Raw genomic sequence first — 20,381 nt, forward strand, 5'->3', positions numbered from 1 at the left:
TAAATTGCTGCCAGGTTTGAAATTGACGCTGTTCGTTAACGGCAAATCAACCCCGGACGCATAAAGTCAGAATCGCTATTAACGCTGTTAAAAAGCACCCTTCGGGGTGCTTTTTTTATGGCTGGAACTCAACCAGAAGTGGATTGTGATCCGAGGCTCGTGTCACCAATACTGAGGCATCAGCCAGAGTCAGGCCGCGATAAAACACGAAATCGAGAGGTCTGCCAAAAGCACGGCTGCGATTATCGGTACTAAACTCAACTTCTTCCAGACCCATACCTTGGGCAAAACGCTGTAAAGCATTAACCCGTTGGCGACTCCATGCATTGAAATCTCCCGCTAAAATAACCGGGCCACGGTGCATCGCAATTTGTTCACCAATCGGCTCTAACTGTTTACTGTAAACATCAACACCCAGACTAAAATTCACTGCGTGAATGTTCACAACCATCAATAAGCGGCCATCATGAATAGGATAAACAGTAATTAACGCCGACTTAGACAAGCGCAGCAGCGGCTCCCGTTCTCTCAATGGGCAGCAGTAGACTGGGTGGGTGGCCGCTAATGTCATCACGCCTGAGGGGTGTTGAGGCAATGCAAACGCAGGAACCTGATCAGCCGCCTGATAATGAGACGTAGCAAACCTCACCAACTCGGGTGTTGTTTGTGCTTCTTGCAGTAGTATCAGTTGAGCATCACGTCCGAATTCTTTAAGTACAGATAGCCATTGCGCCCGCTGCTGCTTAAAGATATTCCACACCATCACACGCAGAAATTCAGTTGTCGGCAATGGTGCGCCTGGCGGTAACCCTTGCCCTAATTGTTTAGCAGAGCCAGGGAAAATCTGTTCAACCGGTTGACCTGCAACATACCGCATTGCATATGTTCGTTTCGGCACTTTAATGGCCTATTCCTTATTCGAAATCACTCTGGTTTGTAAGATAACCGCAGTTGGTAGTTCACTGATTATACGCTCAGATGTTCCGGTCAGTAATGTCTTTTGCCCATGTTGTCTTTTTGATATTGGGATACTCAGGGATAGATTCAATCTATGTTATTCATAATGCACTAATAAGGCCTCTATGAACAAAAAAGCCCACAATCTATATGCGGGCTAAAAACGAAAATCTGAAAGTGGCGTTAACTGATAACCACCTGACTTGAGTGTTTCTTATCCAGTTTGCCGCTTAACCTCACCAAAAGTAATGCAGCAACAACAATTATTCCGCCAATCCATGGGGTCTGGGCTAAACCCACGCGAGTCACTGCCTGCCCCCCAAGAATTGACCCTAAGGCAATTCCTACGTTAAATGCTGCAATATTCAAACCAGAGGCGACATCAACAGCATTTGGTGTATATTCCTCTGCCTTTTGCACCACATAAACCTGTAAACCAGGGACATTGCCAAAGGCAAAAATCCCCATAATCAGTAATGTAATCAATGCCGCGACACTGTGGTTGGCACTGAACTGGAAAACAAATAACAGACTAGCCAATGCAGTAAAGATAAAGCTCAAAGCAGGCACAGCACCATGGCGATCAGCCAGTTTTCCACCCCAAATATTACCAATCGCAACAGATATTCCGTACGCCAGCAAAATCCAGCTTACCGCAGCAGCCGAGAACCCTGCCAACTCTTGCATAACGGGGGCCAGGAAAGTAAACATGGTAAAGAAACCGCCATATCCTAATGCAGTAATACCGTAAATCAGCAATAAACGTGGGTGAGTGAGTACCTGCAATTGCTGCTTGATACTGGCTGAAGCTTTATTGGGAATATTATTTGGCACCAAAATAGCACTGGCAATAATGGCAACAACACCAATCAGTGATACGGCGAGGAACGTTTCCCGCCAGCCAAAATGCTGCCCAATAAATGTTCCTAATGGAACCCCTGTCACCAGCGCCACTGTCAAGCCGCCAAACATAATGGCAATAGCTGAGGCCGCTTTCTCTTTAGGTACCAGGCTGGTTGCGATAGTTGAGCCGATTGAGAAAAAGACCCCGTGCGCCAAACCGGTTAATAGACGGGCGACAACTAATGATTCATAACCTGGTGATTGCCACGCTAATAAGTTACCTAACGTGAACAAAACCATGAGACCAATCAATAGCAATTTTCGAGGGATTCGCCCTGTTAATGCAGTCAGCACCGGAGCACCAATAGCTACCCCCAATGCATAAATTGAAACCAATAACCCCGCCGACGGGACAGAAACACCCAGTTGTTCGGCGATCGTCGGTACCAGCCCGACAATAACAAACTCTGTGGTACCAATAGCAAATGCACTGATGGTCAGTGCCAGTAAAGCGAGTGGCATTATCAACTCCAGAAAACAGTGATGGAAAACAGCTCAATTTGATAGCGGCTATTATGGACCTATGTTTAAATGACAAAAATGCTCAAAATATCAAAATATTTTTGCTGGAGTAGCAACAATGAAAGCAAACTCAGATGAACTGATTACTTTTGTTACTGTGGTGGAATGTGGCAGTTTCAGCCGTGCGGCAGAACAACTCGAACAAGCAAATTCGGTAGTGAGCCGAACAGTAAAGAAGCTTGAGAATAAGTTGGGTGTCACTTTGCTCAATCGCACTACGCGGCAGATCAGCCTGACCCAGGAAGGTGAACACTATTTTCGGAGGGTACAAAATATTTTGCGAGAAATGGCGACGGCAGAAAATGAAATTCTGGATAATCAGTTGAATCCTAAAGGATTACTTCGTATTGATGCCGCTACCCCAGTGGTACTACATATTATCGCGCCATTGATGGCTGAGTTTCGTCAGCGCTACCCTTTGGTGACTTTATCGCTAGTTTCGTCTGAAACATTCATCAATCTTATCGAGCGCAAAGTGGATATCGCAATCAGGGTGGGGACATTACAAGACTCAACGTTGCGAGCCAGAAAACTGATGACCAGTTATCGCCATATTCTCGCCTCACCAGCCTACTTGAAGCAATATGGCACGCCGCAAACTGCCGCAGATTTAGAGCATCATTTATGTTTGGGATTTAATGACTTACCCATATTAAACCGCTGGCCTCTGGCAGGTGCTGATGGGCAACTTTATGAGATTAAGTCAGATCTGGCATCCAATAATGGAGAGACGCAACGCCGCCTGTGCCTTGAAGGTAATGGTATTGCCTGCCTGTCAGATTTTATGGTCCAGCAGGATCTGCAACGTGGGGATTTGGTACCGATATTACAAGAACACACTTTGCCTGTCGCAATGCCGATCAATGCTGTGTATTACAGTGACCAGGCTGTCAGTAATCGGCTACGCTGTTTTATTGACTTTATCAATGAACGTCTAATATCGGCGAATCCGACAAAATAGAAACCACCTCAAGCGAGGCGGCTTCGTCAGTACTTAATCTAAAGTTAATCCCACTTTGGTGCTAAACCATCAGGGCTTACCAGCCGTTCGTCACGATCTAGTGTGGCGATCAGCGCCATATCTTCTGCGTTCAGCTGTAAATCCTGAGCCAACAGATTGCTGGCCAAATTAGCCACTTTGGTTGATGAAGGAATAACACTGTAACCCAATTGCATCGCCCAGCTTAAAATGACCTGCGCAGGTGTCGCACCGTGCTGCTCTGCAATTTTCTTGATAACTGGCTCTTCTAATGCCTTGCCATAAGCCAGCGTCATATAAGAAGTGATAGCAATATCATTTTGCTGAGCAAACTCAACAACCTTGCGGTTTTGCAGCAATGGAGACAACTCGATTTGGTTCGTCGCTATGGCCTTGGCGCCTACCGCAGCTATAGCCTGCTTCATTAAATCAATAGTGAAGTTAGAGATACCAATCTGACGGGTTAATCCCAACTCTTTGGCTTTCATCAACTCAGCCATAAATTCAGCAACAGGCACTTCATCATTTGGCGATGGCCAGTGAATTAATGTCAGATCCACATAATCGGTTTTCAGCTTCTGCAAACTCTCTTCCAGGCTGGGAATTAATTTCCCTTGCGCTAAATTCGCAATCCAGATCTTAGTGGTGATGAATAGTTCGTCACGTTTAACACCGCTTTCTACGATAGCCTGACCAACTGCGGCCTCATTTTCATATATCTGCGCTGTATCGATTGCACGATAGCCCAATGTTAATGCCTGGCTCACTGAATCAATAACAACTTGATCTTGTAGTCGAAAAGTTCCTAAACCGAATGCAGGTACGCTCATTGTAATTCCTCATTTTAAAGCGAGTTGATTTGTATCCTGGTTAATATGCTGTCGGGCAAAAAAACCATTGGCGTAAAAATCTGGCTGCCACCGGGAAGCAAGTAACTCAGCTTCCCGGTGAAAATCTGAAGTGATTATGCCAAGAGTTTTATTGCCAAAAAATGCCACATTCAACACAATACTTTTGATAAAAAATCAACAATGAGGAAATTAATGATGACTATGGCCAGCGACGGATCACCAATGATGTATTGATGCCACCAAAGGCAAAGTTATTGGTTTGGAAGAATTCAGTATCAATATAGCGCCCTTCCCCCATCAGATAATCCAGATCGCCGCAGGCAGGGTCTGGGTCTGTTAGATTAATGGTGGGGGCAAAGCGCCCAGCCCTCATCATTTCCAGACTCATCCAGGCTTCAAGAGCGCCGCAGGCTCCCAAGGTATGGCCGAAATAACTTTTCAGAGATGAAATTGGCGTCCGATTACCAAAAACAGTAGCCGTAGCCTGACTTTCTGCAATATCCCCGCGCTCAGTCGCCGTACCATGAGCACTGATATACCCGATATCAGCAGCTGCCAGCCCCGCACTCAGCAAGGCTTTTTCAATACAAATTTGCATGGTTTCTTTTTGCGGCTGAGTAATATGACTGGCATCGCAGTTAGTGTAAAAACCCATGATTTCACCATAAATAGTGGCACCACGTGCTTGTGCATGTTCCAATTCTTCCAAAATCAGAGTGCCGGCGCCTTCACCTATAACCAAACCATCGCGCTGACGATCAAAAGGTCTTGGCGATAATTTTGGCGAATCATTTAGCTGGCTAGTCGCAAACAATGTATCAAACACTGCCGCTTCAGAAGGACACAGTTCCTCTGCTCCGCCCGCTACCATTACCTTTTGGTAACCATGACGAATAGCCTCATAGGCATACCCGATTGCCTGACTACCGGAAGTACAAGCACTTGAGGTAGGTATAACTCGCCCACGCAAGCCAAAAAATAACCCGGTATTGACCGCAGCGGTATGGGGCATCATTTGTACATAGGTCGTACCGGTAATGTTATTGGTATGCTTTTCAGTCAGCATGGTGGCAAATTCACTGACCGGCTTGGTGCTGCCCGTTGAGGATCCATAGGCAATTCCCGTATCACCATTGGTTAGCACGTCTTCCCCGATCAGCCCCGCTTGCTCCAACGCCAGCTCAGTCGCTCGGGTCGCCAACAGCGATACCCGCCCCATTGAGCGAATCCGCTTGCGGGTGTAGTGCTCCGGTATGACAAAATCATTAATCGGCGCGCCTAAATGCGTATTCAGCCCCTGATATTCCTCCCACTGCGGCATATACTGCACCGCGTTTTCGCCCGCATAAATACGTGCCGAGATATCAGCCCAACTGTTACCAAAGGCGGTAACGCCACTCATGCCAGTAATCACAACTCGATTGGTGGCAACCATCCTGCTGCTCATACCATTCCTCCATTGATTGAAATCACCTGACGAGTAACGTACCCGGCAATATCTGACATCAGATAGCTGGCTAATCCAGCCACTTCTTCAGCCTCTCCCATCCGTTTAAGGGGGATCATGCGCATTGCTTCTTCCAGAGCTATTGGCTCCATATTGATCATGCCGGTATCAATCAATCCTGGGGCAATACAATTCACGGTAATTTTGCGTTTCGCCAACTCCAGAGCCAGAGCTTTGCAAGCCCCGATAATTCCGGCTTTAGCCGCGCTGTAATTCACCTGACCGCGATTCCCGACCACACCCGAAACTGAGGAAAGCGCAATAATTCGCCCGCCTTTACGTAAACCGATCATGGGCATCACACAGGGATGTAGGACGTTGTAGAAACTGTCCAGATTGGTATGAATAACACCATCCCAATCCTCTTCTGTTAGTGCAGGGAAAGCGCCATCGCGGGTGATACCGGCATTGTTTACTACGCCGTAGTAGCCACCATAAGTCGCGATATCTTGCTCCAGAACATCTTTGCACTGTTGCCTGGCACTAATATCAAAACAAATCAAGCGCCCTTCACCACCAGCATCAATAATCTGCGCCAGAGTCGCCTCAGCACCAGCAACATCTCGGTGATAATGCACTACTACTAAAAAACCATCTGCAGCCAGACGAAGAGCAATAGCTCGCCCTATCCCTTTACTAGCCCCAGTGACTAAAACAGAACGCTTCATGCACCATTCCCCAATGTAAGTTTTTTTATTTCTTCGGCATCAGGCTGATAAGTATTTAACCTGCCGCAAGCGACCTGCTTTCCTGCAATGCTGATACTGCACTCAAAACTGCCAATTTTTTCATCTTGTAAGATTAAATGAACACAGACCTGAAGCTCACTGCCAGCCGGGAATACGGCAAGCTCACAACTGATGGCCCGCCCCCCCAACAACATCCCGATAGTCGGTGGCACTGCTTGTTGCAAACCGTGCCAGCCACGCCAGACGCCAATAGTTTGCGCCATTAATTCGATAGCAAACCAGTTGGGTAGACAACCATGCGTATCAAGGAAGGGGGCGAGGACGCTATCTTGAGAAACAGTAACGCGACACTCGGCATTGCTCTCCTCTACAACATAAACTTTATCTAACATCACCATAGGTGATTGGTGTGGTAAGTAGTACTCAGCAGAATGCATCATCTGCCAGCCCCTAATATCAAACACGCGTTGTTACCACCAAAAGCGAATGAGTTAGACAAAATAACCGGAGTCTTGAGCATTGCTGGCCCAGTGACCAAATTAATCTCGGCCAAAGTTGTATCCCGGGATCTTTGAGAAAAATCTTGTATTGGTAGCGGCAAGGAATGGCTTAGCATCAGCCAACTTAGTGCGGCCTCAGTTGCCCCTGCGGCTCCCAAAGTATGTCCGGTAAGATGCTTGGTTGAACTACAGGGTGTCTGATGACCAAATACCCGATTTACGACCTGTGCTTCAACCTGATCATTTAAGCGAGTCGCCGTCCCATGCAGATTAATGTACCCGACACCCGCGGGCTGCAACCCAGCCTGAGTTAATGCCATTTTGATGGCCTGTTCCGCCCCGCGCCCTTCAGGATGAGGAGCAGACATATGCCAGGCATCCGAGGACTCCCCTACACCCAATAGTGCTACAGGGGAAGGTTCACGTGATAATAAGATTAATGCTGCCGCCTCACCAACATTGATCCCTTTACGTTCTGCCGCAAATGGAATACAGCGCTCAGCAGACAATGATTCAAGACTGTGAAAACCGTTGATGGGCATACGGCACAAGCTATCCGCACCACCAACTATCGCTGCATCGACCATTCCTGATTCTATTAGGCGCTTACCACTAATAATTGCCCGCACGCTGGAAGAACAAGCCGTCGAGACGGTATAACTCGGGCCAGTTAAACCTAAATAGCGTGTGAGGAAGATGCTGGGATCACCTAACTCTTGCTGTTGGTAATGGTATCCCGCAGGAAACTCACCAGAACCGGGTTGATATTCCCTGACCGCCTGTTCCCCTTCGAAAATACCGGAAGTGCTGGTTCCCATAATCACGGCAACTCGTGATGCACCATAGCGGGCGATACATGCGGTAATTTCAGGTTGAATTTGCAACAAGGCAGCCATCAATAGGCGGTTGTTACGGCTATTGTGTGGCGCGAGTTGTTCCGGTAATGCGGGTAACTCAGCATCAACCGCTCCCAACCAAATAGGTGAATCATCCAAGAGCCAACCCGGCCGGGGGGCCATTCCAGGGGCCAGTCCGGCACAAAGGTTATCCTTCACTTCAGATAACGAATACCCCAGGGCATTGACCATCCCGACGGCGGAAAAATAGACCATCGCCGCTAGCCCTCCACATTTTGGATAGTAATACGATAGTGAAACACAAACTGCTCGATAGCTATTGGCTTACGGATACCGCCTGACATTTGGTAGCTAATCTCTGTCACTACCTGCCCCTTATCATCGTATAGCCTGCGTTTATCTCCCTCATCCACCAGCCGCCAATTTGCAGGTAATAACGCAAGCCACGATGCAACGGGCCAATAGCTCAACATAATATCGGCAAGAACCTGATTAGCAGGGGGTAATCCAACAATTTTTATTGTTTGTTCTAAATGAATCCCCTGCTTGTCATAGGCAACTTTAAATAAGCGGATACCCAGAGGGGACAGCCCAACCAAGGTTAAGCGCTGCCCATCTGCGTGGAGGAGCACTAATAATGACTGCTGTTTTCCCTGTGCTGTTGCAGTCAATAGCTGCTGCTGATCAATGGGCTCAGCTATCATCGGTGGTGGTAAATCTACCCTCACTCCCGGTTTAAGCCAGGCTTTAGGCTGTGTTTGGTCCGGTGAGCTTACACACCCCACAATCAACAACGCTAAAACAACTAATATCCCACTCCGTTTATCGAACACGGACGCTCTCCTTTTGGCTTGGGTAGCGCTAAAGGCGCTAATAAAAAGGCGGTAAATACACCACTGCTCAGCACAATGCCAAAACTACTGATGGCTTGGGTATGACTAAATACCAACATGCCAAAGGTCAATTGAGTAGTGAATACAGCCATAAAAATGGCAAACATTGATGTACTTGGCGTTCCACGAGGGTTGGTGAAGAACAAGGTATAATTGATGCCAATACCCAACACCAATATCAATGCTAATAAAGAGAAGAGATTCAATGAATGGCCTGTGACAGAAAGCACTGCCAGCCCCATTCCCAATGACAGTATCGTGGGAGTGACACAATACAAGCCACGACTGAAGCCGAATCGCCAACAATAGACCACGGCAATAACAACCACCGCAATCAATAACAGCCATGATAAATAAGCACGATAAACAGAGAATAGCGTGTTGAATTCAGTTTTCCTGTCAACCCAGGTCACTCCTTGTACTGATTTGGCCAACTGCTGTAACGCGCCAGGATTAGTGACACCACTTACAGGAAGCAGCATCGCTGTTCGCCCATCCGGTAATGAGAGCCAAAGTAATCGCCACCCTTCGCTCACCACAGAGTCAAGCCATTGAGGTGGAGTCACCCACACTGTCGAGCTCCCCTCCGCAGGCGATTCAGGCAAAGAAACACTCATACCAGCCTGTTGCAGTTTTTCGATAATTGTTGGGGTTGTTTGCTTAAGCAGTGCAATATTTTGTTGTTGTCTAAGTAGTGAAGGCAATGGCAATACCCGATAATTTTCAATCCATCCTGCTTTTTTAGCCTGTGACAGATAAGGAGAAAATTGCTCTAAGCGTTGTAATGCCTGTTCAGCATTATCACCATAAACAACAAACCATTTTTGGTCACTGTGTTGCCCTGTAAGTGCAGCAATACGCTGTTCCTGCTGTTGGAACTCAGCCGGCATTGCCTGCAATTCACTGATATCATCATTCACTTGCAATGTAGCTAACCCAATGATAGTAAAAATAATAATCAAGATAGGTAAACCCAGTCGCAGTACTCGATTACATTGCCAACTCTTTAACCACAGATGAATCAGTTTTAAGCTCGGTACCGGACGAACCGGTAAACGTTTAGCTAATATCGGATACCAGCACATCACTGTGATACAAGCAGCGGTCAGCCCTGCGGAAGCAAAAACAGCCAATTGCTGTAATCCGGGGAAAGGTGCAATGAGTAAAATCAGATAAGCTATCACAGTGGTCAATAGTGCCATTGACAGTGCTGGGAACAGTTTCGTCAAACTCGCAAGCGGTGTCGTCTGACCGCCATGCGCCATACGGTCAGTCAAATAGTAAAGGGTATAATCCGCTGAAATACCGATGATACTGGCACTCAATACCAGAGTCATAACATGGACTTCGCCAAAGATAAGTAATGTGGCAACCGCTCCTGCTAATGCACCGATGGTTATCGAGAGAAGGCATAAGCCTAGTGGCAATAATGATTTAAACATGAGAAGGATCAGCAGGAATACTCCGGCGACCGATATCAAACCAATGGTCGAAATATCACTTTCGGCCTGCTGACTGGCGTAATTACTGTAAAAAATAGTGCCTCGTTCCAACACTTCAGTGCCAGGCCAACGTTGCTGAAGTTGTTGCTTTAACTCAGCCAATGAATCAACAGTGCTGCGCGTGCTGGCCATATCATAAGATGAAGCGCGTAATTCTCCGTGAATCAAATACCATTGGCGGCCATGACTATCTTTAGCCACTAGCCAGCCCTTATTTAAGCTTAATGTGCCGCTATTTTGTTGTTGTGCAAGCTGTGAACCACGGACCAGCAGCAAGGGGTCATGCTTTAATTCTTTACCACTCACCCCGGCAAATGCCGAATAAGTTTGCCCAAGTATCCATTGCGCTTGAGCATCGCCGCCATGGCTTAAACGCAGGCGGGTCGCATCATCCAGCAATACATTACGGTGCTGAAAGAAAAAAACACCCCATTCCTGTTGCCGCTGAGCAGTCATTTCACCACTGACTTGATGTAGCGCTGGCATTTTTTGTAACTGCTTTAACCACCAGTTCACCGGGGCTAGTGTGTCATTCTCAGGGCTGACCAACCATACTAATTGGCGGTCAAGGCGTTGGTTAAACCCCTCAGTCAGCTCAGCTGGAACACCTGCCAGCTCTTGTTTCGGCAACAACGCCAGAACACTGCTATTAATCTGACTACGGGGGATTAACCAAAGCAATGTTGCCAGCAATAGCAGGCAGACAAGTAACCAGCCGATAGCCAGTTTTCGATGGCAATCAGTGCGCAAAAAGCTGCTGTTCGGCATGGCTCAGTGTCTTAGGCTCAGTTAATTGGTTGAAAAAACGGATATGAGTTCCATCTCCCTGCATATCTTCTATATCAATCGTTTCCAGAAAATATTGACCATGCAAAGTGATGGATTTAAATAACTTATCCAATGGTGTCGTTTTCGGAGTCAGTACTAATACCCAACGATCTTGGCCACTATCGGTAAAGGTTAACGTGAAGTTTTGCTCCAGAACTGATGTATCAGCATGGAACAATGCAGTTAATAAGTGATTAAACTGGAACATTTGAGGATTACTGTCCGCAGTAATCACTTGTGAAGGCTGGCCGTCCATGGTTTGCACCATCCGCTTGTCATCTAACAATAGCGTCAGAACAAAAGGTTTCTGCTGTGACCACCAAAGCCCTTTCTCACGAGAGATAAGTAGGCTACCACTTGATTTTAAAGGTTTATCCATACCACTTATGCTGCGTTGCTGTTCAAATTCGGCACGCAGTACCGGTTGTTCCCCAAACCGCTGTTGCAGTGATGTCAGTGTCACTGCATGGGTAGTGAGACTTAAGCAAAGTAGTATGGTTGCCAGAATAGATTTCATAGAGTGATACCCATTTTCTCTAACAGCACCGCTGGCGAAACAAAATTCATTTCTTTTGTCGACGCCTTAACCGCGACCTGAATGGTATATCCCGTTGTCATGCGCTTGCCGCTGGCGGCATCATAAATCTGGTAACCAATACGTAAGCGATTTTCATATTCTTCGATGGAAGCACAGATATGAATGCGCTGCTCAAATTCCAGCGGAGCAATGTATTTCACTCGCGTGTCTACTATCGGCCACACGTAGCCTGAAGCCTGCATCTCTCGATAGCCATAATCGATTTGATTCAATAATGCCTCTCGGGCAATTTCAAAATAACGGAAATAATTGCCGTGCCAGACTACCCCCATAGGATCGATATCATGGAAAGGGATGTTATGGACTATCCGGGTAGCAAAACGCGGGTCATCGGGTAAATTCATTTCACAAATTTCCTTGGTTTGGCTTCCCAACATTTAGATGCCAGAAGTCATAAAAATTAAACCAATCGAGTGGGGCTAATAGTGAGTAATGCTCCAAACGGGCAGCGTAGCTATCCACGGCGTTTTGCAAAGCAGATTGCCGGGTCGCTCGCGGTAATATCAGCGGATCAGCGAAAGGCTCAAAACAAACATGTAATCTTGCCGAACGCTCCGAGCCAATAACACCCGACGCCACCATCGATTTCGCTTGTCTGGACAGTTTTAAACCAAACATTAGAAATACAGGGCAACGCAGTGCAGCAGCCAAAGCAAAAGGCCCAATAGGGAAGGGAGCGGGATGTCCTAAAAACGAGCTCCAAATGACCCTTGGTTGGTTGTCTCGCTGATAAGGACTAACAGAGGTACGATCCCCGACAATAGCCACCCATTCCCCTTCATCCAGCTTTTGACGCAATAAAATGGCTGTATCCGGCCCAATCGATGTAACCTGAATAAGGTTAATCAGGGCATGTGGATTAATTTCCTTCATCACCTGATTAAAACGAGCCGCATGGTGAGTGAAAACCAATGCATTGACCTTTACGCCAACAGATAACTCAGCCAAAGCACGACAAGACTCTATATCCCCTAAATGGGATGCCAAAATGAGTGATCCTTGACGAGTGGCTATTTGCGCCTCACAGCGCTCACGCCCTACCAAGACCACATCTTTGCCAACCACTAAATCCCCTTGCCAACTAGCCAATTTATCAAGCATGGATTCACCAAATCGCATGAAATGCCGAAAGCTATTTAAGGATGTGGGTAAGGGGTAATTTTGCTGTTTTGCGTAACTCACTAGCCGCTGTAAATAAAGAATTGAAGCTTTGCGTTGACGATGACCAGTGAGCCAAAAATAGCTGATAACGGGGTATAGCATCAGATTGAAAGCCGTACGTCCCAGAATCTTGTAACTGCGTAGCATCAACCTCATGCCCCATAAGCCACTGCGTTCTTTAGTTTGAGACCAATGGTTTTCGGGCTTTTGCAGATGACGCTTAAGTAAGGTAGGTATGCGTGGCAACATGCCAAAGAATAAACGAGTATGCATCCAGGAAATACGCAGATTGTCACGTAGCGCATCAAAATGCGAAATACCATTTTCAGGATAAGTAACCTTTGTTGGCAAGAAGCGGCTTTCTGTACCCTGCCAATATAATTTGACCATTACTTCGGTATCAAAATCCATCCGGACACCCAATGAATACTGGGCAGCTACAGCCAATGTTTCAGCGACTGGATAGACACGAAAACCGCACATACTGTCTTTTAGCGACAGAGATAATGTCTCAATCCATACCCAGAAGTGAGTGATATAGCGGCCATAAAGTCGCGCTTTCGGTACTGATTTATCGTAAATCGGTCGCCCTGAAATGAGGCAATGAGGATGTTTTTCCGCTTCAACTAACATGATAGGAATATCCGACAAATGATGCTGGCCATCAGCATCGACTTGTAAGCCGTGGCTATAGCCATATTTTTGTGCCACGGCCAATCCATTCAGTACCGCATTCCCCTTCCCCCTATTTTCAGAGTGTGTTACCAGTACAACCCAAGGATATTCCGCCGCCAGACGCTCCAGCTCGTTTGCAGTATCAGCATCACTACCATCATCGATTATCAGGCAAGGGAGTTGATATATAGCCAACTGCGATAATACTCCCGCCATGGTTCCACCATGATTGAAACAAGGTATCACCAGGCACGGTGCAAAAGGGGTTACTGACATAGGGAAATCTTTCCGCTGCTAGCCGTTATTTCCCCATTGATAAGGTATTTGAATATCAGCTTATGTTCCGTTCGCGCCCAATTAAGCACTAAGATCACTTGATCCTCCGGCATCAGTGGTCGCTGAAATTTTACGACATCAATACTCTTCACCGCCGGTAACTCGCCTAGTAACTGATTTGCGTAGTGCATAACCCAATTAATTTGTGCCACACCAGGCAGTATCGGACAATCGGGAAAATGGCCACTAAACCAGTGTAATTCAGCAGGCAATACAAGACTGATATTTGCGCAGTGATTGCCTGTTATTGTTTGAGTGATAACAATAGGGAACATCATAAAAACAGCTCCTGTAGCAGCGCATAATCTCGCTTTCCTTGCAAATTAACAGGCATAACATCAATCACACGCAAACGACGGGGAAGAGAGACAGGTTCAAGCCAATTCCGTAAGCTGCTTCGCAAGTTTTGAGTAAAAGAACCCACTGTTGCAGTTGAAAGTTGCTCCTTGCCATAGTCCGTCAATACCACAACAGCAGCAATACTCACTCTTTCGTTTTGGGTTAAAACCAATACCGTTGCTTCAGCAATATCAGGAAGTGATGTTAGACGCTGTTCTATCTCCGTCAGCGAAACTCGCTTCTCTTCTATTTTTACGATTCGATCTTGACGCCCAGCCAGGTAAAAACTTTGCCCATTATCTGATAGCTCAATAATATCGCTCATCAGCATCCCTGCTGATTCAGGTATCAAGGCAGAGTAAACAGTAAAAGTATTATCATTATTAATGGCTAGTGTTACCCCTGAGAAAAACTGCCACGGTTGCAGTTGCTCTAACTGTTGACGATAAGCAATCAGACCAGTTTCCGTCGCACCATAAATCTCTGTCGGCAGCACACCCAAGATTTTCAGAGTAGCTTGGGCATCATGAAAATTGAGCGGCCCGCCAGCAGAAAAGATCTGCTGACACCGTATCGGGGGTAATTTCGTATCTATGCGCTTTAAAAACGCGGGGCTACTAATAAATATTGGTGAAAATAATTCAGGTAATTGTTGTAGTTGTTCATGGTAACCAATCAACTCAGCCTGAAAAGGTATGCCTAGCGAAAGTGGTAAAAAGAGTCGAAAAGTCAGCCCGTACAAATGTTGATGAGAAACCGAAGCGATAATTAATGGGTTGCTCATTTTGTCCAAGTACTGCCCCCATTTTTCAGCCAGCCAATGGCTTTCAATATCCAAACTAGCAATAGACTTGACCACGGCCTTAGGTGCACCAGTAGACCCTGAGGTGAAAAGAATTAGAGAAGCATCGGAAGGCCAATCAGGAAGTGGATAACAAATAGTATCTACAGGGGCATGGTCTGCCACCATTACAGTCGGGCAATTAAGATTCAGCAACTGGTCAGTCAACATGCCATCAAACTGATGCAATTGTTCCTTAAGCACGGCCTCGCGCGCATGGCCGAAAATAATGGGTGTTTTTTTACAATATAGCGTGGCAAGTAATGCAACAGTAAACCAATAGCTATTTTCAAAACACAACGCCCAACGGCTTGTAGAGAAAATGGCCATTCTCTCCACAAGATAAGTAACATCACACCTTAGTTGGCGCAAAGTTACCTTTTTCACACCACATAGAGTGATAATCAGGGCATCATCTCGAGAATGATCCAACCAATTAGCCATAGGCAAATTCACTGCTGTTGAACCCTTTTCCTGATTATCCATTCCATACCCATCAAAGAACCAATAAATAAATAGCTCAAGCCACCGTTATATAAGGCCCATAAATGCATATCGCCGTACAAACAAGTTGCCAAAGCAATCGAGCCATTTACTGCAAAAAACACGCACCATATCTGAGTCACTTTTCGGGTATAAACCACACCTTGTGGTGACAATTCAGGCTCAGTCAATCTTGCCAATCTTTCAATTATGGGAGGGGGGCGAAACAAAGAGCAGGTAAAGAGCGTCAGTAAAAAGATATTGACTACTACAGGATAAAACAGCAACCACTGGGCTTTCCCTAACCCCCAACTTGCCAAAGATAGGACAACACCAGCAAGTGCAAGCACTTTACCTAGCCAGAGTTGTTGTTTAATTTTGCTGCGTACAACAAAGAGGCGCAATATAAACATCAATAGCAGTATCGGGGCTAATACATGTAATCCCCAGCGTTCCAAGCCAAACCAGACCGCCAGTGGGTAGGCTATAAATGCGATAACCGTAAAGACTTTAAGTAAAACAGTCAGGTGACCAATAAATAAATTATTCTGATTATCTGTCACCTGATTTCACCACTTATGGCCTAGCATTCAATAAATTATCGACTGCATCAACAATATCTTGAACAGTTCGAACTGATTTGAACATTTCCGGCATTATCTTTTTACCAGTAGCTTTCTGTAAATGCACAACCAGATCAACTGCGTCAATACTGTCCAACTCTAATTCTTCATATAACTTTGATTCTGGCTTGATATCAGACTCATTAATATCAAAAAGCCTCACCAGGAGCGATGTAACCTGCTGATATATTTCTTCTTTTTCCATTATTATAATACCCTGTCAGTTACGCTGTTCAGAAATAAATTTCGCAAGCGTTTTTACCGAATAAAAGTGCTGGCGCATATCTTCACTCTCCGCAGAGAGCACGACGTTATATTTATTTTTGAGTGCTAATCCAAGTTCCAGAGCATCAATCGAATCTAAACCTAAACCATCACTAAATAATGCAGCCTGTGAATCAATATCATCCACCGACATCCCTTCCAGATTTAGGGCATCAATAATTAGTAATTTGATCTCACTACTCAATAATTCCATTAACTCTTTCTCTTAGATTCAGGCATTAATGCACAGGTTAGATGTTTAGTCAGTCGCCTTGCAGCAAGCGCTAGTGATAAATCACTATCATGGATAAATTCATTACTATTGATTTTATTTTGAACAATAATATTAAATTGAGGCTTTACCGGCGGGATATTATACCATTTAAGTTCTTTCGTCAGCATCGGAGGATTACAATCAATATAAACAATTCGGATATCACACCCGCTATGCAATGCAATATTCGCAGCTCCTCGTTGTAAAATCAGTTCGCAACCAGCAGTTGTTCTTGTCCCTTCAGGGAATATAAGGATGCTTCCTCCCCTGGCTAATCGAGCTTTACAGTGTATTAATAACCTATCTGACTCAGTATTAACCAAATAACCAGCAGACTTGATAACACCTGCAACAAATATATTATTTAACAATGCTTCCTTGACAATACAATCACATCTTGGCATATGTGCGGCCAGCAACACATAATCTAATAAGCTAGGGTGATTAGCCACAATCAAACAACCGGTGTCCTCAGAGAACAGCTTATTATTTTCTATTTGATAATCGAAAACACCGAGAAATCTGGCTATACGTAGAAATAGCTGAAAACTATAACGAATACTTTGCTGAGTGATCTGACTTCTGGTTGCTTCTGAGCGAATAATTAAACGTAGAGAGGAAAACCATAAAAGGGATAATAACAGCCCTCCTAAGCCAAAAAGCATGAAGCAAAAAGCTGTTGCAATAACTCGCCATGAACGATTTAGCAAAGAAGAATGCTGGGGCGTAGTTTGAACTGCAAGAGAACTATCCATCACTGGCTCCATTGCCAATTATTTTGCTGACCTTGTATTACGAAATAAGACTTTTGATTCAACCAATTACGCAAGAAATTGAGCCCCTGCGGTAATTCAGAATTAATACTATCGGTGCTAGAAATACCTTCACACTGCAAATCATCACCAGTAGTTAACAATAATGCTAATGCATAGGGCAACCCTATCGGAGACGTCTGAGAATGATAAAAGTCAGGCATAATTCCATCGAAATCGACTAATAGCACCCGCTCAGCGCCACAAGCGAGCATCCCCATAGCTTCGAGGATACCTTGTTGAAAACTGTCTATTCCTGCTGCAAGTGACGTTACAGGCAATGTATCGCTTGCAGTGATAGTTAACCATCCAGATGCCGTATTGTGAACTGACATGGCAAAATCGGTTGGAGAAATGCTCTGCTGCTGATGGAGGCATTGTAGTATCTTGTAAGTACGTTCCAATTCTCCATGGCGGCTGGTAAATATTGCCATATCTGCAGTTTCTGCCCCTAACAATGAAAGCCCTGCTTCAACCGCTAGTCGGCTACCTGTGCTCATCCTTCTGGCGGACATCATAGGTATATGCGCTGACTTAGGTAAATCCCCTTGCCAGGCGGTGTGATTTGCACAATTCTTCGCCCAGTCAAGCCACTGCTCACGAACTCCCATACCTGGAGCTAAAGCACACCAATTCAGTATATTCAGCGAATGAGCCACGATCCCCGGACTTCCCAAGTAACAAGCAGTAAAGCGAGACAATTTATTCTATTTCCAGGTAAAAAGCATTTAAAAATTTGATTATTCTCTTTTTGTTTAAGAATTACTTATATTCATACTTTGAATGTGATTAAAATTCTAAAAGAAAATATTTTATATATCGGCATATTTCTAATAATCTTTAGATGAATTCCAAATTTATTTATATTTACGTGATGAAAAGCAATAAATATGAACAACAACATCCAGATTACATTTATGTAAAATAAAAGCAATATAAGAATATTTGTGTATTTGAATGAGTCAGAGTATTTTATCCTTGCTATACAGCATGCTGCGTTATTCCTCTCATGGACTAACATGAAAATTATTAATTAATTGGATCATCATGAAATTATTAAAAACGATTTTAATCGGGTTTGTATCTCTCGCATTTATCACTGGATGCTCTAGTACCACGCCAATACAAAACGTGAGCCAAACAGTAATTGGCAATCATACTACTGCCGAAGTACAAAAAGCGATAATGGCCGGCGGGATAAAACGAGGCTGGATAATGACTCCTGCCTCTGACGGTGTGATTAACGGAAAACTAATAAATCGCGACCATACAGTTGAAATTCAGATCAATTACAGTGCTAATAATTATCAAGTCAAATATATTGGCAGTACTAATATGGATGCAAAAAATGGGAAGATACATTCAAAATACAATCGCTGGATAGCTAATTTGAACAAAGACATTCAGATCCAGCTCAGTCAGCCATCAATGTAACATCATAAATAACAATAAGTTATTATAAAAACTCACCATTCAAAGAGAATCATGCTGGGTGGTGAGCTATTACTTGGATTACGAGGACGTAAGCTTGCGCTACGGATATGACAAGGATCAAATCAGTGCTTTGGCGGCAATAACTGAAGCTCAAAAAATAGCTTTTGCACCGATGCTATTTCAAGCTGCACTTAACCTGAGGGAATCAGGGATTCTAGCCGCATTAGATAACTCAGGTAAGAACGGAATAACCTTGGATGAGATTGAAGTTCATTGCTCGCTAAGTAGATACGCCATCAGTATCTTATTGGATATGGGGCTGAGTGGTCACATTCTCTACCAGCAGGGAAAACATTTTTATCTGGGTAAGATTGGCCATTACTTGTTACATGATCAAATGACCCGCGTAAATATGGATTTCACTCGAGACGTTTGTTACCAAGGATTATTCAATTTAAAAGAATCCCTGGAAACAGGCAAACCAGCGGGATTATCTGTGTTTGGTGAATGGTCGACAATTTATCCAGCACTGAGTGAATTGCCCAATGCAGCCCGCGAGAGTTGGTTCGCCTTTGATCACTTCTATTCAGATAATGCCTTTCAACTTGCTCTAAAAACAATTTTTGATCTTGAGCCTAAACATATATATGACATCGGTGCTAATACCGGAAAGTGGGCTATACAATGTGCAGCCCATGATCCTGATGTAAAAATAACACTATTGGACTTGCCTCAACAGATAGCTTTAGCCAATGAGAATGTCAAAAGCAAAGGTTATAGCGATCGTATTAGTTCGTATCCCGTAGATCTGTTACTGGCAGATAAATTACCTGGGGAAGCAGATGTTTGGTGGATGAGCCAATTTCTAGACTGTTTCAGCGAAGAAAGAATTGTACATATTCTAAAGCTTATTCACCATGCGATGAAACCAGATAGCTATGTATGCATTATGGAGATATTCTGGGATAGGCAACAATTCGAAGCCGGCGCATTTAGCTTAAATGCATCATCTCTTTATTTTACATGTATGGCTAACGGCAATAGCCGTTTTTATCACTCAGATACATTTTACCAGTGCTTATCTGCTGCAGGGTTCTATGTTGAGGAAGATATTGATGGTCTTGGTATTGGTCATACGTTATTAGTCTGCCGTAAAGAATCAGCTTAGTACGAAGCCCTCAGATTGGGGGCTTATACCCCCCCCATTCCTATCCCCTACTTTAATCACACTTAGCCACCAAGGCTTTTCATTCGCTATGGGCTGTGGACTGTGGTCTGTTAAATTACGAACATAATTAACTAAGAGATATCTGCCTACGAGTAGGAGTATTACCGCATGATTCGATTAAGAGATAGGTTATTGGGGGATAGATTTAGTCGACTAAAAATAGATAGAAGTTAAAATGCAAAAAACCCCTGAATCATCGATTCAGGGGTTTTGCAATAAGTGGCGGAACGGACGGGGCTCGAACCCGCGACCCCCTGCGTGACAGGCAGGTATTCTAACCAACTGAACTACCGCTCCACCGATTCTTTTACGTGTATCTTCCTGA

General features: G+C 44.8%; 22 protein-coding genes and 1 tRNA gene. 3 read left to right on the plus strand and 20 right to left on the minus strand.

Annotated elements, in window-relative coordinates:
- Positions 1-115: 115 nt before the first annotated feature.
- Positions 116-898 carry an endonuclease/exonuclease/phosphatase family protein gene (locus tag ACNSO8_RS13465; protein ID WP_418394939.1) on the minus strand — a complete coding sequence of 261 codons (783 nt, stop codon included), beginning with the start codon at positions 896-898 and terminating at the stop codon, positions 116-118.
- 242 nt (positions 899-1,140) lie between these two features.
- Positions 1,141-2,322, minus strand: coding sequence for an MFS transporter (locus tag ACNSO8_RS13470; RefSeq protein WP_411937172.1), 1,182 nt, complete (start codon positions 2,320-2,322; stop codon positions 1,141-1,143).
- Between the two features lie 118 nt (positions 2,323-2,440).
- Here ACNSO8_RS13470 and yafC point away from each other — a divergent pair, with 118 nt between their 5' ends.
- Positions 2,441-3,343 (plus strand): DNA-binding transcriptional regulator YafC, encoded by a 903-nt coding sequence (gene yafC, locus ACNSO8_RS13475; protein ID WP_046050370.1) that lies wholly within the window; start codon positions 2,441-2,443, stop codon positions 3,341-3,343.
- Between the two features lie 44 nt (positions 3,344-3,387).
- On the opposite strand, the gene dkgB is transcribed toward yafC, so the two are convergent.
- The 17 genes from dkgB to ACNSO8_RS13560 form a co-directional block, all read right to left on the minus strand.
- Positions 3,388-4,191, minus strand: coding sequence for a 2,5-didehydrogluconate reductase DkgB (gene dkgB / locus ACNSO8_RS13480; RefSeq protein ID WP_019082099.1), 804 nt, complete (start codon positions 4,189-4,191; stop codon positions 3,388-3,390).
- Positions 4,192-4,411: 220 nt separating this feature from the next.
- Positions 4,412-5,647: a beta-ketoacyl-ACP synthase gene (locus ACNSO8_RS13485; RefSeq protein WP_032901333.1), complete on the minus strand. Its 1,236-nt coding sequence runs from the start codon at positions 5,645-5,647 to the stop codon at positions 4,412-4,414.
- Between the two features lie 8 nt (positions 5,648-5,655).
- Positions 5,656-6,387: a 3-ketoacyl-ACP reductase FabG2 gene (locus tag ACNSO8_RS13490; protein ID WP_418394940.1), complete on the minus strand. Its 732-nt coding sequence runs from the start codon at positions 6,385-6,387 to the stop codon at positions 5,656-5,658.
- Positions 6,384-6,848, minus strand: a complete 465-nt coding sequence (locus ACNSO8_RS13495) for a hotdog family protein (RefSeq protein WP_019082096.1) — start codon at positions 6,846-6,848, stop codon at positions 6,384-6,386. Before ACNSO8_RS13495 ends, ACNSO8_RS13490 begins: the two co-directional genes overlap by 4 nt.
- Complete coding sequence (locus ACNSO8_RS13500) at positions 6,845-8,020, minus strand: beta-ketoacyl-[acyl-carrier-protein] synthase family protein (RefSeq protein ID WP_019082095.1); 1,176 nt, start codon at positions 8,018-8,020, stop codon at positions 6,845-6,847. Before ACNSO8_RS13500 ends, ACNSO8_RS13495 begins: the two co-directional genes overlap by 4 nt.
- Positions 8,021-8,025: 5 nt before the next feature.
- Complete coding sequence (locus tag ACNSO8_RS13505; RefSeq protein ID WP_019082094.1) at positions 8,026-8,598, minus strand: DUF3261 domain-containing protein; 573 nt, start codon at positions 8,596-8,598, stop codon at positions 8,026-8,028.
- Positions 8,571-10,928, minus strand: coding sequence for an MMPL family transporter (locus ACNSO8_RS13510; RefSeq protein ID WP_418394941.1), 2,358 nt, complete (start codon positions 10,926-10,928; stop codon positions 8,571-8,573). The genes ACNSO8_RS13505 and ACNSO8_RS13510 overlap by 28 nt, the downstream gene beginning before the upstream one ends.
- Positions 10,900-11,505: a LolA family protein gene (locus tag ACNSO8_RS13515; RefSeq protein WP_019082092.1), complete on the minus strand. Its 606-nt coding sequence runs from the start codon at positions 11,503-11,505 to the stop codon at positions 10,900-10,902. Before ACNSO8_RS13515 ends, ACNSO8_RS13510 begins: the two co-directional genes overlap by 29 nt.
- Positions 11,502-11,930, minus strand: a complete 429-nt coding sequence (locus tag ACNSO8_RS13520) for an acyl-CoA thioesterase (RefSeq protein WP_005173101.1) — start codon at positions 11,928-11,930, stop codon at positions 11,502-11,504. The genes ACNSO8_RS13515 and ACNSO8_RS13520 overlap by 4 nt, the downstream gene beginning before the upstream one ends.
- Before the next feature lies 1 nt (position 11,931).
- Positions 11,932-13,698 (minus strand): glycosyltransferase family 2 protein, encoded by a 1,767-nt coding sequence (locus ACNSO8_RS13525; RefSeq protein WP_418394942.1) that lies wholly within the window; start codon positions 13,696-13,698, stop codon positions 11,932-11,934.
- Positions 13,689-14,036, minus strand: a complete 348-nt coding sequence (locus tag ACNSO8_RS13530) for a hydroxymyristoyl-ACP dehydratase (RefSeq protein ID WP_418394943.1) — start codon at positions 14,034-14,036, stop codon at positions 13,689-13,691. The genes ACNSO8_RS13525 and ACNSO8_RS13530 overlap by 10 nt, the downstream gene beginning before the upstream one ends.
- Positions 14,033-15,424 (minus strand): AMP-binding protein, encoded by a 1,392-nt coding sequence (locus ACNSO8_RS13535; protein ID WP_411927966.1) that lies wholly within the window; start codon positions 15,422-15,424, stop codon positions 14,033-14,035. Before ACNSO8_RS13535 ends, ACNSO8_RS13530 begins: the two co-directional genes overlap by 4 nt.
- A complete protein-coding gene (locus tag ACNSO8_RS13540; RefSeq protein ID WP_019083865.1) occupies positions 15,391-15,984 on the minus strand; it encodes a hypothetical protein in 594 nt (197 codons plus the stop codon). Before ACNSO8_RS13540 ends, ACNSO8_RS13535 begins: the two co-directional genes overlap by 34 nt.
- A 13-nt stretch (positions 15,985-15,997) precedes the next feature.
- Positions 15,998-16,249 carry an acyl carrier protein gene (locus ACNSO8_RS13545; protein ID WP_019083866.1) on the minus strand — a complete coding sequence of 84 codons (252 nt, stop codon included), beginning with the start codon at positions 16,247-16,249 and terminating at the stop codon, positions 15,998-16,000.
- 15 nt (positions 16,250-16,264) lie between these two features.
- Complete coding sequence (locus ACNSO8_RS13550) at positions 16,265-16,522, minus strand: phosphopantetheine-binding protein (protein ID WP_019083867.1); 258 nt, start codon at positions 16,520-16,522, stop codon at positions 16,265-16,267.
- Positions 16,522-17,337 (minus strand): lysophospholipid acyltransferase family protein, encoded by an 816-nt coding sequence (locus tag ACNSO8_RS13555; protein ID WP_019083868.1) that lies wholly within the window; start codon positions 17,335-17,337, stop codon positions 16,522-16,524. The genes ACNSO8_RS13550 and ACNSO8_RS13555 overlap by 1 nt, the downstream gene beginning before the upstream one ends.
- Complete coding sequence (locus ACNSO8_RS13560; protein WP_019083869.1) at positions 17,337-18,053, minus strand: beta-ketoacyl synthase chain length factor; 717 nt, start codon at positions 18,051-18,053, stop codon at positions 17,337-17,339. Before ACNSO8_RS13560 ends, ACNSO8_RS13555 begins: the two co-directional genes overlap by 1 nt.
- Positions 18,054-18,441: 388 nt before the next feature.
- Between ACNSO8_RS13560 and ACNSO8_RS13565 the strand changes: the two genes are divergently transcribed.
- Positions 18,442-18,828: a hypothetical protein gene (locus ACNSO8_RS13565; protein WP_050157653.1), complete on the plus strand. Its 387-nt coding sequence runs from the start codon at positions 18,442-18,444 to the stop codon at positions 18,826-18,828.
- A 94-nt stretch (positions 18,829-18,922) separates the two neighbouring features.
- Positions 18,923-19,996, plus strand: coding sequence for a methyltransferase (locus ACNSO8_RS13570; protein WP_050157669.1), 1,074 nt, complete (start codon positions 18,923-18,925; stop codon positions 19,994-19,996).
- A gap of 280 nt (positions 19,997-20,276) precedes the next feature.
- On the opposite strand, the gene ACNSO8_RS13575 is transcribed toward ACNSO8_RS13570, so the two are convergent.
- Positions 20,277-20,353: transfer RNA gene (locus ACNSO8_RS13575), tRNA-Asp, on the minus strand.
- Positions 20,354-20,381: the final 28 nt, after the last annotated feature.

Source organism: Yersinia sp. LJYL362 (assembly GCF_048323875.1).